We start from the raw sequence: 13,115 nt of genomic DNA, 5'->3' as shown, positions 1-13,115 counted from the left end.
GCCGGCAGCCAAGCCGGTCACGACGTGGCTCACCAAACGGAAACCCACTGCTGGGACCCCGAGTTGGTGCCGTCCCCTTCCGGGCGCACCGCACAGCCTCAGCCGGACTGCCCGGTGGAGATCGCGTTGGCGGCGATCGCGGGCCGCTGGACCACATTGGTCCTGCGCGAGCTGATGCACGGGCCGCACTCCTTCGGCACCCTGCGGGAACGGCTCCCCGCGATCAGCCCGAAGGTGCTGGCCGACCGGCTCCACACCCTCCGCGAACGCGGCCTGCTCGCCCAGGAACGCATCCCCGGCTTCCCGGCCCGCACCCGCTACACACTCACGCCGGCGGGCCACGCTCTGCGCCCGCTGCTCGTCGAGCTGTACCGCACGGGGGAGCGGCTTGCCCGAGAACGGGACTGAAGACCCGCCCTGCGCTGCCGTCAGGCACCGGCGGTACCGCACCGCCGAGTAGGCCGTGCGCGACCGGGGCACAGCGGCCGTGTCCTGGCCCGCCTCCCGGTCCGGACGGTCGATGGCCCCGCCGCGCGGTGCTGTTTCCCCTGGTCGGAACGGCACGACAAGCCACTTGATCCGGCTCGTACTGTTCTGTACCGGACCGTCCGCTCACGCATCGCTCACGCGCTGCCGGCTGCTGAGCAGCGCGTGGTCAGATCTGTCCGAGGTCGATTTCCACCGGGAAGGGGGCCGCTACCTTGAGGACGCCGGTGAACACGTCTCCGTCCCGGTAGGTCTTCGTCGCGGGGTCGAGAACGTAGGTGTACACGAGAGGAACGCCTGTCGCGGCCTGCTCGATCCGCCAGTAGAAGCCGATGCCCGCTTTGGCGTACTGGTCGACCTTCACGATCCGATCGGTGGTCTCCGAGCCCGGCGACACCACCTCCGCGACCAGCAGCACGTGCTCAGGGCGGGTCGGGGTGATGTCGATCGCGTCTGCGCGGTACACGACGACGTCGGGGCGGCGATTGGTGAGCGGGACGTCCTGAAGCCGGACGTCGAAGTCCGTGTCGGCGTTCCACTCCGGGCCTGCGGAAGCATCCAGGGCGTTCGCCAGAATCCGGGCCAGCCGGTTGTGCCGCTTGGATGGACTCGGACTCACGACGACCATCCCGTCCACGACCTCGATGCCGGCGCACTGCTCCTCGGACCAGGACTCGTACTCCTCCGCCGTGATCTGCTCATGCATCCACGCCGGGGCCACCATCTCGGCCGTCATGAAGCACCTCCCGGACACTGTGCTGCGGGCCCGATCCCGCTGGATTCAGCGTACTGTCTGCCGTCCGCCCGGCACGCTGATCCCGCTCACGCCCCTCCCCGTCGGCCGGCATCCGGCCAGTGGGCCCACGACAAGTGAGGAACCGGCGTTGTGGACTCGTGCTTCGCCGGACAGCGGGGGGCTGAGCGGGGATGCAGCAGCCCCGGGAGGGCTGGAGCGGCTCCTGGTGCCAGCGGGCCGGTGCGGACCTGGGCATGCTGCCGGATTCCTCATGCGGGCATGTCGACGTCGCACGGTATCCGCAACCCTTGGGTGGGACTACGCTGTGGGGTGAGGCCCCAGTCCCCGGTTTCGATGCTGTGTTCCGTTCCCGGGGAGGCCCGCCGTGTTCGTTCTGCTGCTCATCCTCATCGTGGTCCTGTTCGGCTTCGGCTTCCTCAATCCCATCTGGTGGGTGGCCGCGGCGGTGCTGGTCTACGGCGTCACCCGCCACGGCCGCGATCGCGGCGGGGGCCAGAACCGTAGCGGCAGCTCCGACCTCGGGGACTACCGGGACTATCAGGAGCGCCGGGATCGTCAGGAACGCTGGGACCGCCGCTACAGCCGCCAGAACCGAGCACGCTGGCGGCGTGAGGACCGTCGGGACCACGAACACCGCAGGTGACCCGTGGAGTGGGCCGGCAGCCACGGATTCCGGGACGGCTCCAGTCAGACAGGACGCATCGCGATCGTCAAGAGGTACATGTGATGCAACGCGCAACCGTGATCCCGCAGGAGTGGTGGGAACTGGGGGCGCTGTTGGACGTCTCACGGCGGTGCGACGCCAGACTTCCGGAGGTGGCCGCGTCCCTGGTTCGCCGCCTGGGGAGGACAGGCCGCGCCCGGAGCGGATGCAGCGGGCGCTGCGCCGTGCGGTCCGGCGATTTCACGCGGAAACCAGGAGTGCGACTCACGACGACCTGGCGGGTCGTACAGGTAGGGAGAGGCCATGATTTACGCAGCCGACGTCCGAGAATGGCGCAACCGCGATGTCGTCGACACCGAGTCGCACAAGATCGGTGTCCTCGAGGCGATCTATGTGGACACCACCACCGACGAGCCGGCCATGGCCACGGTACGGACCGGACTGCCCACCCGGCGCCGTCTGGTCTTCGTCCCCCTTGAGGATGCGATCGCCGGGCCGGACTACCTCAAGGTCGGCTATGTCAGAACGCTGGTGAAACAGGCCCCTTCGATCGGCACCGACGACGTTCTGCCCGCCGAGCAGGAGGAAGCGATCTTCAAGCACTACGGACTGACCTACGAGCCCGGTGCGGCCGGAGAACGGCAACTGGCGCGTCGCTGATCACCTATGGACGGGATGACTGCCCTGTGAGGTACGGACCATGCACCAGGTGACCACGCCCCGTGAAGAACAGCGGTCATGGAGAACCGCGCCTTCGGAGAAGGATGCGGTTTTGCTCGCCGAGGTCGTCGAACTACGAGCTGACAACGAGCAGTTGGGGCAAGCGCTGGCGAGCCGCGCGGTGATCGACCAGGCGTGCGGCATGATGATGGCCATGGCGCCGTGTCCCAGTGACCGGGCCTGGGACCTCCTGGTGGACGTGTCGCAGCGCTGCAACATCAAGCTCCGCGACGTGGCTGAGGCTCTGGTCGCCACGACGAAGGACCGGACGCTCCCGGAACCAATACAGCGCGAACTGCGCCGAGCACTGAGGCGCCTCCATGCGGCGGACCGGAGATGACGGCGCACGCGCCCAGCGGACGGTACCGGAAGCTGTGAGTTCAACTCTCCGGTGCCTTCGTCCACGGCCGTCGGGCGCCTCTGAAAGGGCACTTCCGGGACCGCCTCTGGGGCGTGCAGTGCCTTGACGCAGGAGCTGCGCGGCCGGGTCCGCTCCGCCGGGAATGAGTGTGCTTCGCTCTACGGTCGCGAACCTTCCGTGCCGGTACCCGGCCGCTCCGAGCACAGCCATCCACTGCCGACACGCTCGGTGGCCTGGAGCCCTGCTGCGACCTGATCGTCAACCGTGAGGCTCTCCGCCCGCTGCTGCTGGCGCTACCCGAACGCCGAACGGCGAATCCTCTCTGAGGCGGAGAGTGTGACGGCGTCCCGGGTGCACGGGGGGCACCGGACCGCCAGGGCCCGGGCTCGGCGCTCAGCGGAGAAGCCGGCAGTGCCCCGTGGTTGCAGAACCGGCAGGCGGCCTTCCCACCGCCGACTGATCGAGGACGGCGCAGAGCAGTGGCGGGCCCCGCCAGGCCGTGGGTCAGGACCCCAGGTCTGCGAGGGGTTCGGAGTCGTCGATGAGGGCGCGGGCCACATCGGCCAGGCGCCGGTTGTGGGCGCGGGCGTAGCCGCGCAGCGCGGTGAACGCCTGCTCCATGTCGATGCCCTGGCGTTCGGCGAGTTTCCCCTTGGCCTGTTCGATCAGTACCCGGCTGTTCAGCGCCGTCTGCAGTTGTTCGTTGAGTACCGTGCTGCGCTGAGTAGTGCGTTGTTGCAGCAGGCTGATGGTGGCGACGTCGGCCAGGGCCTGGGCGACGAGTGTGGCGGCCGGATCGAAGGGGCCAGGCGCGGCGCGGAAAAGGTTCAGGGCGCCCACGGTCTCGTCCCGCAGGCGCATGGGCAGGGCCTGGACGGCCCCGAATCCGCTGCGGTGGGCCACCGTGACGAAGTGCGGCCAGCGATCGACCTCCCGGGTCAGGTCGTGGATGATCACCGGTGCGCCGGTGCGGAAGCAATCGAGGCATGGGCCTTGGTCGTTCTGGAGCTGGAAGAGCTCCAGCAGGCGCACCTGTTCGTCGGATGCGGCCATGACGCGGAGTTTGCCGTCCCGGTCGGCGAGCAGCACCCCGGCGGCGCTCGCGTCGAGCATGCCGACGCAGCGGTCGGTCAGCAGGCGCAGGAAGTCGATGAGGTCGAAGTCGGCGACCAGGTTGTCGGCCAGCTCGACGAAGGTCTTGGCCAGAAGCTGTTGATCCATCGTAGGCACCCTCGATTGAGACTAGTCCCTGCCTGAAGCGGCGGGAAGTACGGCACGTTTCTCGGCCGGCACCAATGCGTCAGGTTTCGTCATCGGCCTGGTCCGGTTCCGTGTCCGGGGAGAAACGGAGCCGACGGGCCACCACGTCCGCGGCCACGTCGGCGAGCCGGCGCCCCTGCGCATAGGCGTAGGCACGAAGCCGGACGAAGGCTTCTTCGATGCCGACGCCGAGCTGGACGGTCAGGATGCCGCTGGCTTGGTCGATCTCCGCCCGGTACGCGCCCAGGTCCTCCGCGGGGGCGCTGCGCGACCCGCCCGTCTCGTCGTTTCGCGTGTCGAGCAGCACCAAAGTCGCGAGATCGGCGAACGCCAACGCGTCTGCCAGTTCCTCTGCGTTCAACCGGACCGGAACGCGGGCGTACAGGTCCAGAACTCCCGGGCTGATCGCCCCCATCTGCAGAGGGAGCGCGAACACCGCGCGTGCCCCGGCTTCCAGGGCGGCCTCGGCGAAGACCATCCAACGGTCCTGCAGGTCACGGGTGAGCAGATCGGGTGTCAAGACGGCCGAGCCATGCAGGAAGGCGTCCACACAGGGTCCTTCACCCAGCGTGAGCTGGAGCTCTTCCAGTTGCTCGCTGATGTCGTCGGTGCTGCACAGCGGGTGGCTCGGCCCGGTCCGGGACATCGCGGACAGCCCGGCCCCGCTGACCGGCAGCGCGGCCACGGCCGCGGTGCACACGTCCACAACACCGACCCGGGCAGCTCGCCGGGCCGCCTGCTCCGCCACCAGCATCTGTATGCGGGCCGACCGGCTGTCAGGGCCCACCCGGGCCACCGCCTCCAGGCATTGTGACAAGGCCCTCCAACCTCGCCGTGGTGCGTTCCCCGACGGGAAGCACCAGCGCGCGGAACGAGGTGGGACCGGCCGGCCTGCGGAACACTCCGATGTCCAGCCACCCCCAGGAGCGGAGCGCAGCGAGGGTTGCACGATCGGCCCGGCCCACCAAGGTGGCGAACTGTCCCCGTCCGGGTTCGGCCGTCATCGCACATCACCCGGGAGAACAGGGGCAAGCGGGGCAGACCGGTGCGGCGGGTCCGGAAGGGGCGGGGCCGGGGTGTCGCCGAGAGGAGGTGGCAGGTGGCCGAACGGAAGGCCGAGGAGCAGGAACCCGCAGTCGGTGAGGTCGAGAATCCGAACCAGCGTTGTCGGCGGATGGTGCAGGCGCAGGGTCCCGCCGGCCACGGTGGTCTCTTGCGCAGCGCGGAGGAATGCGTTGAGTCCGCTGCAGTCGCAGAAGGTGACGCGGGTGAGGTCGACGTCGATGGCGCGGATACCGTCCAGCAGGCACCGCTCCAGGGACACGCGCACCAACGGCGCGGATTCGAGGTCGATCTCACCGGCCAGGGTGATCAGCGCCCGTGTACTTCGGTCATGGCGGCTGACGGTGAGTTGTGGCAGGGGCATGACGCCTCGGTTCGGAAGACCATCCAGCAGCGGGCGCGGAGGTGCCGGAGTTCCGGTCCCTGAGCGCGCTGCCGGCAGGGGCGTATGTTCGGCGGAGGCAGAGCAACGGCCGGTTCGACAGCCTGTGCAGCAGGACAGTGGACCCACCCGGTTCCCTCCAGGGATGCGCCGGGTTACGGACGAAGAGTCCGCACCCCGCAGCCATCTGTGTTCAGCAATAGCATGCCGCCGGGGTCTGGGACGTCTATGCAGCAGCCTAGTCCTCGCGTTGTTTGATGGAGGGTTCGAAGCCGCCCGATCCCACGATGTGGACCGTGCAAAAGACGGTGCGCGCGCATATCCGCAGCACTGTCCTGTACTCGGACGCGAATCACGGCGGCCGACAGCCGCAGTCGGAGAGCTGGTTCCGCCAGACGGTCGGCATGTTGCCGAAGCCGGACCTTGCCGTGCTGGTCCACAGCTCTGTGGACGTGGCCGTCCCACGGATACGCAGCCGTGCCGCGGAACGCGAGCGCCCGATCGGCATGGCACACCGTACACGCCGGAGTGCCGATCTTCTCCTTCGCGCCTTGCCGGCGGGACCTCTTCGTCCCGAAGCAACTTGGGCCGGTGCCTGTACTCGGGATGCTGTGCTTGCCACCTGCGCTGATGGTCCGTTGATGTCCGCCCCCGTTCGCTGCTGTGCGTCGGCGTTGTCACGCAGTTAGACACTCATCCATCCCTGCCGCTCCTCACCCGACGCTTGAGGTCCTCACCGACAGGCCCGGCGAGATGCTGACCACGTGGGGCCGGCGGATTCAGACTCCGATCACGATCGGGAGCGCGTCGGGTCGGCCATAGGTGAGGATGCGCGTGAGTGCTTCTGTCATGCGAGCTATGTCCTCGACTGGTGCGTGCAGGACTGCCTCAACTACGGGGTCATCCAAGTACAGTTCTTCCAGGTAAGCGGGGTCGAATGTGACCCGCAGGACGTTTGCTTCCAGCTCCACCGTGCGCACGCATCCGTACGCGGTGTTCTGGTCGGGAGTGACAACGCAGTACGAGTCGCAGCCGGTGCGGATGTCCTGTTCGTCTGGTTCCTCGAAGCCACCTTGAAACTCGAGCGCGAAGCTCTCTTCGTCTTCTGACTCGGCAACTCCGGCAGTCGGGACGTAGATGTCCGGCGGCCGCTTCTCCTGCCACCCGTAGGCGATGTTCGCAATGAATCTGTAGGTCACACGCGTGTTCTACCAGGGCCTGCTGCGGCCGACTCTCAGAGGGCGTTAAGTCCCGTTCATGATGATGTGGTGTCGCTCGTTCGTGGGTGGTTGGACGGTCCTACGCTCTGACCCTGTCGTGTGCATGGTGGAGTCACGGGCATGGAACGGATGCCGTACGCGACCGACTTGACCGACGGACAGTGGGCGCTGATCGAACCGCTGGTCACCGGGTGGAAGCAGGCGCGGGTGGCGCGGTCGGCCACCGGGGACCTGGCTCCTGCGACCTGCGCGAGGTCGTGAACGCGCTGCTCTACCAGAACCGGACAGGCTGTCAGTGGCGGCTCCTGCCCCACGACCTGCCGGCCTGGTCGGCGGTGTTCTACTACTTCACCCTGTGGCGCCAGGACGGCCTCGACCAGCGGATCCAGGAGATCCTTCGCTGTCAGGTGCGGGAGCGGTCCAGACGATTAGAGGACCCGTCCCTGGTGATCATCGACACTCAGTCGGTCCGCGTGGCGGCCGGGGTGCCGAAGGAGACGACGGGACTGGACGTGAACAAGAAGACGCCCGGCAGGAAGCGAGGGCTCGCCGTGGACGTCATGGGTCTGATCATCGGCGTGGTGGTCCTGGCGGCGAGCGCGCATGACAACGAGGCCGGCATCGCCCTGCTGGACCAGGCGTCCGAACGATGCGGGATACGCCTGGAAAAGGTCCTGGTCGACCAGGGTTTCAAGGACGCCGTGATCGTCCACGGGGCGGTGAAGGACATCACTGTCGAGGTGGTCCGGCGCAACCCCGACGACAGAGGCAAGGGCTTCGTCCCCCAGCCGAAGCGGTGGGTGGTCGAGCAGGTCAACGGGACCCTCATGCTGCACCGGCGCCTCGCCCGTGACTACGACCACCGGCCCGACAACGCGGCCTCCCGCGTCTACTGGGCCTCCACCGCCGGCATGCTCCGCCGCCTCACCACCCCGACCGCCGCCTGGCGGGACGACGTGGAGCTGGCCGCGTGAACGTCCACGAACTCCTGCGGCTGCTGCAGACCGAACACGACGAGGCCGCCGCACGAGCCAACAGCCTGCGCGAGCAGATCGAACGGCTCACCACCGCCCTCGCCGAGACCGAGGCCCGCCTGACCGAGCTCGTCGCCACCCGAAAGGTCATCGACGGCCTCACTCCACCCGACCACGAACCGGCTTCCGCGAAGACCGACACCGTCTACCAGCGCATCGTGACTGCTTTCAACGAGCACCCCGCGAAGGTATTCCGCGTCCACGACCTGCACGAACACCTCGGCCTACCCACCGACGAGCCTTCGGTCAACGTCACCCGCTCCCGCCTGGGACGACTCACTCGTCAGGGCTTCCTCACCCAGCCCGGACGCGGCCGCTACCAGAAACGGACTTAACGCCCTCTCAGCCACCTGAGATCACCCCCAGCGGGGCGTCCGCCTCACGCAGGCAAGACCACAGCATGTCGTAGCCCTCCTGCGCGTTGTGCCGCGACCAGGGGGCGTACTCGTCGCACCACGCCTTGTCGAAGGCCCAGTTGATGACCTGGGCCCGGCGGATCGCGCCGAGGGTGGCGGGCAGGGTGCACCAGGTCGCTGGCCGCTTTCCGCTTGCCCTGCCGGGCCAGCAGAAGCCGCTACCTGCCGCATTGACATCACGACGCCGAACCACCGCCGACGGAACCCGCAGATCATCATGAAACCAACTGGCCCCTGGTGGGGCGGATCGTCGGGGGATCGATGCTGCGCGTAAGCTACTGGTCGGTAAATGGTGGGTCGCTGCCTGAAGCGGACGGCCACCAGGGGGAATTCAGAGCCCGGCCGCGCCGGAGAGACCATCCGTGCGCGCCTTGCTCTCCGGCACGGGACGTATATGCACCGCCAACTCAAACTGAAAACCGCCGCACTGCTGACCATTCTCAGCGTCTTCCTGACGTTCGGGATGGGCGAGGACAGCGCGCTGGCCGCACAGGGCGTCAGGCTGACGCACGCCGAGGCGCAGCTCGAGGCCGCCGAGGCGAAGCTCGACACCGACCGCCTGGCCGCCATCGTCAAGGGCACCGCCAGGATCTCCGGCTGCGACAAGCTGTCGCTGCTGGAGAAACCGGCCTGCTATCGCGACTTCGCGCAGAAGGCCCTCAAGGTCGGTGCCGGCGTCGGTATGTTCGCGTACGGCGTCCACTACCTCCACAAGGACACCGTCGAACACTTCGGCACGGTGAAGAAGGAAGCCGCCGGCCTCCAGAAGCTGAGGGAGGCCTTCAAGGAGGACCCGACCAAGATCGCGGACCCTGAGTACCGCAAGCAGGTCGAGGACCGGATCCGCGCGACGGCCGCCGGCGCGCAGAAGGACATCGACAAGCTGATCAAGGACGTCCTCGAGACCATCGAGACGATCCTCGTGATAATCGAGATGACCCTGCTGCTGATCCGGCTGACGCTCGGACTCGCGCAGCTGGTCGGTGACCCGAAGTTCCAGGCCGCGGTCAAGGGCGTCAAGGACAACCTCGACGGGATCGGCAAGGCGCTCGACCAGATGAACGCCGGGTTCGCGCAGATGAACCGCGCCCTTGGCGACATGAATGATGCTGTCGACGACATCAACAAGTCGCTGGGCGGGCTGAACCAGTCCATCAACAAGGCCAACAAGGGCATGGACACCCTCAACGAGGGCATCGGCCAGGCCAACAAGGCCGTCGACGACATGAACAAGGTCGTCCCCGGCATCAAGAAGGCCGCCGAGAAGCTCCGCGAGGTTCCGGCTTTCGAGTTCGACTTCTCGAACGTCGGCAAGACCTGGGACGACGGCTCCTCCGGCCTGGACAGCGAGGAGCAGCAGCGCCGGATGTCCATCATCCTCGGCCTGATGCCGGGCATCGGCGACGGCAAGGGCATCGTAGAGGCGATCACCGGCAAGGACATGATGACCGGCGAGCACGTCGACGGCTTCGACCGGGCCCTGGGTTCCCTCGCGGTGCTGCGCTGGCTGAAGCTGGGCGGCAAGCTCATCCCGGATGACATCGCGAAGGCACGCAAGACCGATGTGGTCTTCGAGTGCAACAGCTTCCCGGCCGGCACCCCCGTGCTCCTCGCGGACGGCACGCACAAGCCGATCGAGGACGTCCGGCCGGGCGACGAGGTCCTCGCGACCGACCCGGGCGGCGAGTTCGCCGAGCTGACCCGGCCGCGCCCGGTGATGTCGACGCCGTATACCTCCGAGTACACCGACAAGACATTTGTCCGACTGTCGGTCGCCGGCGCGGACGGCGACGTCTCCGACCTCACGTCGACCGAGCAGCACCGCTACTGGCTGCCGGACCGGCAGGCGTGGGTCCCGGCGGGCGAGCTGCGCGCGGGCGACCGCCTGCACACCGCCGAGGGCACAGAGGCCACCGTCACCGCGACCGAACGGTCCGCCGCCCGGCAGGCCACCTACGACCTCGACGTCAGCGGCATCGACAGCTACTACGTGCGAGTCGGCGCCCAGGACGTCCTGGTCCACAACTGCACCGACCTGGCGCGCGCCGAGCGGATGTTCCCGGGCATCGCCCACACCCTGGACGAGCACGTCAACGTCGACCGGCAGAAGATGGAGGCCCTGGCGAAGGCCAAGACCCGGCGGATGGGCAGGCCCACGCCCAACTCCCGTTGGAAGAGCGCGGACCTCGCCCAGAAGGCGGTCAACCAGCTGGTCGACCAGAACAAGGACCGCATCACGAAGTTCGTGCAGGACGCGGGCAAGCCGGGCAAGGCGCAGCAGCTCACGCTCCAGGGCACGTACGGGACCGGATCGCTCGGCGACAGCATGGACCACCTCGGCAACTACAGTCCGACCACGAGCAACAGCTTCAAGGTGATCATCGCCGTGAAAAAGGGCCACAAGCCCGGCGGCTTCTACGTCCTGACCGCCTACCCGCTGTAAAGGGGAGCAGAACCATGCACGACCCCGCAGCACAGCACGAGGACATGACCTTCGACTTCGGCGTGACCGAGCTCGGCACGTCCTTCCACGGCGACTGGATCCTCTACGCCGACACGGCACTGGATCATGCCCTGGCCTACCTAGGTGGCCGGAACCCGGATCTCGAACCCGGCCGCGTCCTGCTCCTCATCGAGGACGTACTGCGGCTGCGGGATTCGGACCTCACCGGCGAGGAGCTGAGCGTTCTCTGGCGGGCCACGGGCACACCGATGGATGGCCAGCCTGAGATCGGCGGCAAGGAGCGCGCGTCCGTGGACCGCCTGCTGTCGCTGATCGTGCCGATCGCGAGAGCACGCGGCGCTTCGGAGGACGCCTGCACGACGTATCCCGTGTGTGTGCCCGACGGGGCCTCGTCGGCGGCGGTCGAGCATCGCCGGCGGACGGCGGAGGTGGTCGCCATGGTCGGGCTGCTCGACCAGGGCGGAGACCAGGACACCCGGTCAGCGGCCACCCATTCCGCGCTGACGCGGTGCGCAGAAGTTGTCTGCGCCGAACTGGCCTTCCGGTTCCTGCTCTGTGCTGTCAACAGTTTCGGCACACCACTGACCCCGGCGGCGTACGAGCGACTCGAGCATTTGGCCGCGGCCTTCGGCTACGGCCCACACGTGGTCGACGCGGTCAAGTACCTCGTCAGCTGAGTGCCCGCCCGGCAGGCGCCCGGACGGCACCCCCTCCCCGAGAAGACCGGGGACGGGTGCCGTCCGACAAGTGCTGACTCCATGACCACTGCAGTGCATTTGAGAGGTCGCTCTCTTGGAAGGCTTAGGGCCTGTGTGATGTCGTGATCAATCGGCTGTTCGCAACAGTTCTTCGAGCCAGATCATCGAGGCACGGAGTTCGAGGCCGGCGAGGTAGCTCTCGGGGGTCTTGTCGAAGCGTGTGGCGATGCCGCGCCAGTCCTTAAGTCGGTTGATCAGGCGCTCAAGGAGCAAGCCGCAGTGCTGACATAGACCAGGACGCGATGGGGAATGTCCCTGTCATCGGGGTTGATGCCCTGTTGGCGCTGGCCGGAACGGTCCGCCTGCTGCGGGACCGGCAGAGCGAGACAGGCGAGGGGGGTGGGGCGCGGTGGCAGGAGGAGACGGGGCTGTGCCCCCCAGTCGAAGCCCGCGATAGCGGGCGCCCCGAGCTGGGAGTCGTTCCCGGAGGTGAACCGGGTGGTGGTCCAGCGGTTGCTGGGCCTGCTGGTGGAACGGATGGCGACAGCGACACCTCCCGGGAGCCGGGACGGGGGTGCGGGCGATGACGACGATCAGGCGGCCGTGGGAGCGGCTGGAGGGCAAGTTCCAGCTGTGGCATCGTGATCGTCTTGCCGCCGTGTATGTCCGGCAGTCGACCGCCGGCCAGGTCAAGGACCATCAGGAGTCCACGCGGCTGCAGTACGCGCTGGTCGAGCGAGCGGTCGCGCTGGGGTGGCCGGCCTCGCGGGTGCTGGTGATTGATGAGGATCTGGGGCACTCCGCGTCCGGGGTCGATGTCCGGCCCGGCTTTCAGCGTCTGGTCTCCGAGGTTGGCCTGGACCACGTGGGCATCGTGCTCGGGATCGAGATGTCGCGGCTGGCGCGGACGGGCCGCGAGTGGCACCAGCTCCTGGAGTTGTGTGCGTTGTCGGGGGCTCTGCTCGCGGACCCGGACGGTGTCTATGACCCCGTTGATCACAATGACCGGCTGTTGCTGGGGCTGAAGGGGACGATCAGTGAGGCGGAACTGCACCTGATCAAACAGCGGATGTGGTCCGGGCGGCTGGCGAAGGCCCGGCGCGGTGAGCTGGTCGTGGCGCTGCCGGTCGGTTATGTACGCCGCCCGTCCGGCGAAGCGGTCCTGGATCCCGATGAGCAGGTCCAGGCCGTGGTCCGCCTCGTCTTGGATCTGTTCGACCGGCTTGGGACGGTCAACGCGGTGCTCTGTTATCTGGCCGACAACAGCATCCAGTTGGGGGTGCGGCTGCGCGAGGGGCCCGAGCGGGGGGAGTTGCGGTGGCGTCGTCCCAGCCGGGCCGGAGTGCAGAACATGCTCCGTCATCCGGCCTACGCTGGAATCTACGCCTACGGCCGCAGCAGGATCGATCCGCGGCGCCGTCAGGCGGGGCGGCCGTATACCGGCCGGGTGCGTACCGAGCGTGAGGACTGGTACGTCTACCTTCCGGGCCTGCTGCCCGCCTATATCAGCGTCGAGCGGTACGAGCGGAACATGCAGCGGATGGACGCCAACCGGGCCCGGGCCGAGAGTATCGGCGTGGTGTGCGACGGG

General features: G+C 67.9%; 14 protein-coding genes and 2 pseudogenes. 9 read left to right on the top strand and 7 right to left on the bottom strand.

Annotated features, from left to right (window positions below):
* Positions 1 to 24 precede the first annotated feature (24 nt).
* Positions 25 to 408, top strand: coding sequence for a winged helix-turn-helix transcriptional regulator (locus OGH68_RS15350; RefSeq protein WP_264244468.1), 384 nt, complete (start codon positions 25 to 27; stop codon positions 406 to 408).
* A gap of 247 nt (positions 409 to 655) precedes the next feature.
* On the opposite strand, the gene OGH68_RS15345 is transcribed toward OGH68_RS15350, so the two are convergent.
* Positions 656 to 1,222 (bottom strand): Uma2 family endonuclease, encoded by a 567-nt coding sequence (locus OGH68_RS15345; protein ID WP_264244466.1) that lies wholly within the window; start codon positions 1,220 to 1,222, stop codon positions 656 to 658.
* A gap of 385 nt (positions 1,223 to 1,607) precedes the next feature.
* Between OGH68_RS15345 and OGH68_RS15340 the strand changes: the two genes are divergently transcribed.
* From OGH68_RS15340 to OGH68_RS15330, 3 genes are all read left to right on the top strand, one after another.
* On the top strand, positions 1,608 to 1,886 hold the full coding sequence (locus tag OGH68_RS15340) for a hypothetical protein (protein WP_264244465.1): 279 nt from the start codon (positions 1,608 to 1,610) through the stop codon (positions 1,884 to 1,886).
* Between the two features lie 324 nt (positions 1,887 to 2,210).
* Positions 2,211 to 2,567 (top strand): PRC-barrel domain-containing protein, encoded by a 357-nt coding sequence (locus OGH68_RS15335; RefSeq protein ID WP_264244463.1) that lies wholly within the window; start codon positions 2,211 to 2,213, stop codon positions 2,565 to 2,567.
* A 112-nt stretch (positions 2,568 to 2,679) separates the two neighbouring features.
* Positions 2,680 to 2,967 carry an ANTAR domain-containing protein gene (locus OGH68_RS15330; protein WP_264244461.1) on the top strand — a complete coding sequence of 96 codons (288 nt, stop codon included), beginning with the start codon at positions 2,680 to 2,682 and terminating at the stop codon, positions 2,965 to 2,967.
* Positions 2,968 to 3,492: 525 nt separating this feature from the next.
* Here OGH68_RS15330 and OGH68_RS15325 read toward each other — a convergent pair.
* The 4 genes from OGH68_RS15325 to OGH68_RS15310 all read right to left on the bottom strand — a co-directional run bounded on the left by OGH68_RS15325 (position 3,493) and on the right by OGH68_RS15310 (position 6,891).
* Positions 3,493 to 4,209 carry a GAF and ANTAR domain-containing protein gene (locus tag OGH68_RS15325; protein ID WP_264244460.1) on the bottom strand — a complete coding sequence of 239 codons (717 nt, stop codon included), beginning with the start codon at positions 4,207 to 4,209 and terminating at the stop codon, positions 3,493 to 3,495.
* A 79-nt stretch (positions 4,210 to 4,288) separates the two neighbouring features.
* Positions 4,289 to 5,002, bottom strand: a complete 714-nt coding sequence (locus OGH68_RS15320) for an ANTAR domain-containing protein (RefSeq protein WP_264244459.1) — start codon at positions 5,000 to 5,002, stop codon at positions 4,289 to 4,291.
* A 246-nt stretch (positions 5,003 to 5,248) separates the two neighbouring features.
* Entirely contained in the window at positions 5,249 to 5,674 is a 426-nt protein-coding gene (locus tag OGH68_RS15315) for an STAS domain-containing protein (protein ID WP_264244458.1), read from the bottom strand.
* A gap of 797 nt (positions 5,675 to 6,471) precedes the next feature.
* On the bottom strand, positions 6,472 to 6,891 hold the full coding sequence (locus OGH68_RS15310) for an Imm10 family immunity protein (RefSeq protein WP_264244457.1): 420 nt from the start codon (positions 6,889 to 6,891) through the stop codon (positions 6,472 to 6,474).
* Between the two features lie 141 nt (positions 6,892 to 7,032).
* Between OGH68_RS15310 and OGH68_RS15305 the strand changes: the two are divergent.
* A pseudogene (locus OGH68_RS15305) lies at positions 7,033 to 7,886 on the top strand (IS5 family transposase).
* Positions 7,883 to 8,281 (top strand): PspA/IM30 family protein, encoded by a 399-nt coding sequence (locus OGH68_RS15300; RefSeq protein WP_264244456.1) that lies wholly within the window; start codon positions 7,883 to 7,885, stop codon positions 8,279 to 8,281. Before OGH68_RS15305 ends, OGH68_RS15300 begins: the two are co-directional and overlap by 4 nt.
* Before the next feature lie 7 nt (positions 8,282 to 8,288).
* Here the strand turns inward: OGH68_RS15300 and OGH68_RS15295 are convergent, their stop codons facing one another.
* On the bottom strand, positions 8,289 to 8,555 hold the full coding sequence (locus tag OGH68_RS15295; RefSeq protein WP_264244453.1) for a hypothetical protein: 267 nt from the start codon (positions 8,553 to 8,555) through the stop codon (positions 8,289 to 8,291).
* 201 nt (positions 8,556 to 8,756) lie between these two features.
* Between OGH68_RS15295 and OGH68_RS15290 the strand changes: the two genes are divergently transcribed.
* Together OGH68_RS15290 and OGH68_RS15285 are read left to right on the top strand one after the other, a co-directional pair.
* Positions 8,757 to 10,805, top strand: coding sequence for a pre-toxin TG domain-containing protein (locus tag OGH68_RS15290; protein WP_264244451.1), 2,049 nt, complete (start codon positions 8,757 to 8,759; stop codon positions 10,803 to 10,805).
* 14 nt (positions 10,806 to 10,819) lie between these two features.
* A complete protein-coding gene (locus OGH68_RS15285) occupies positions 10,820 to 11,503 on the top strand; it encodes a hypothetical protein (RefSeq protein ID WP_264244449.1) in 684 nt (227 codons plus the stop codon).
* A gap of 147 nt (positions 11,504 to 11,650) precedes the next feature.
* Here the strand turns inward: OGH68_RS15285 and OGH68_RS15280 are convergent, their stop codons facing one another.
* Complete coding sequence (locus OGH68_RS15280; protein ID WP_264250458.1) at positions 11,651 to 11,797, bottom strand: hypothetical protein; 147 nt, start codon at positions 11,795 to 11,797, stop codon at positions 11,651 to 11,653.
* Between the two features lie 310 nt (positions 11,798 to 12,107).
* On the opposite strand from OGH68_RS15280, the pseudogene OGH68_RS15275 reads away from it, so the two are divergent.
* Positions 12,108 to 13,013 (top strand): annotated as a pseudogene (locus OGH68_RS15275) (recombinase family protein); the annotation flags it as partial.
* Between the last annotated feature and the right edge of the window lie 102 nt (positions 13,014 to 13,115).

It is taken from the genome of Streptomyces peucetius, from assembly GCF_025854275.1.
Lineage (GTDB): Bacteria > Actinomycetota > Actinomycetes > Streptomycetales > Streptomycetaceae > Streptomyces > Streptomyces peucetius_A.
Note: the sequence above shows the minus strand (reverse complement) of the source record. Positions and strands in the feature narration are given on the sequence as shown.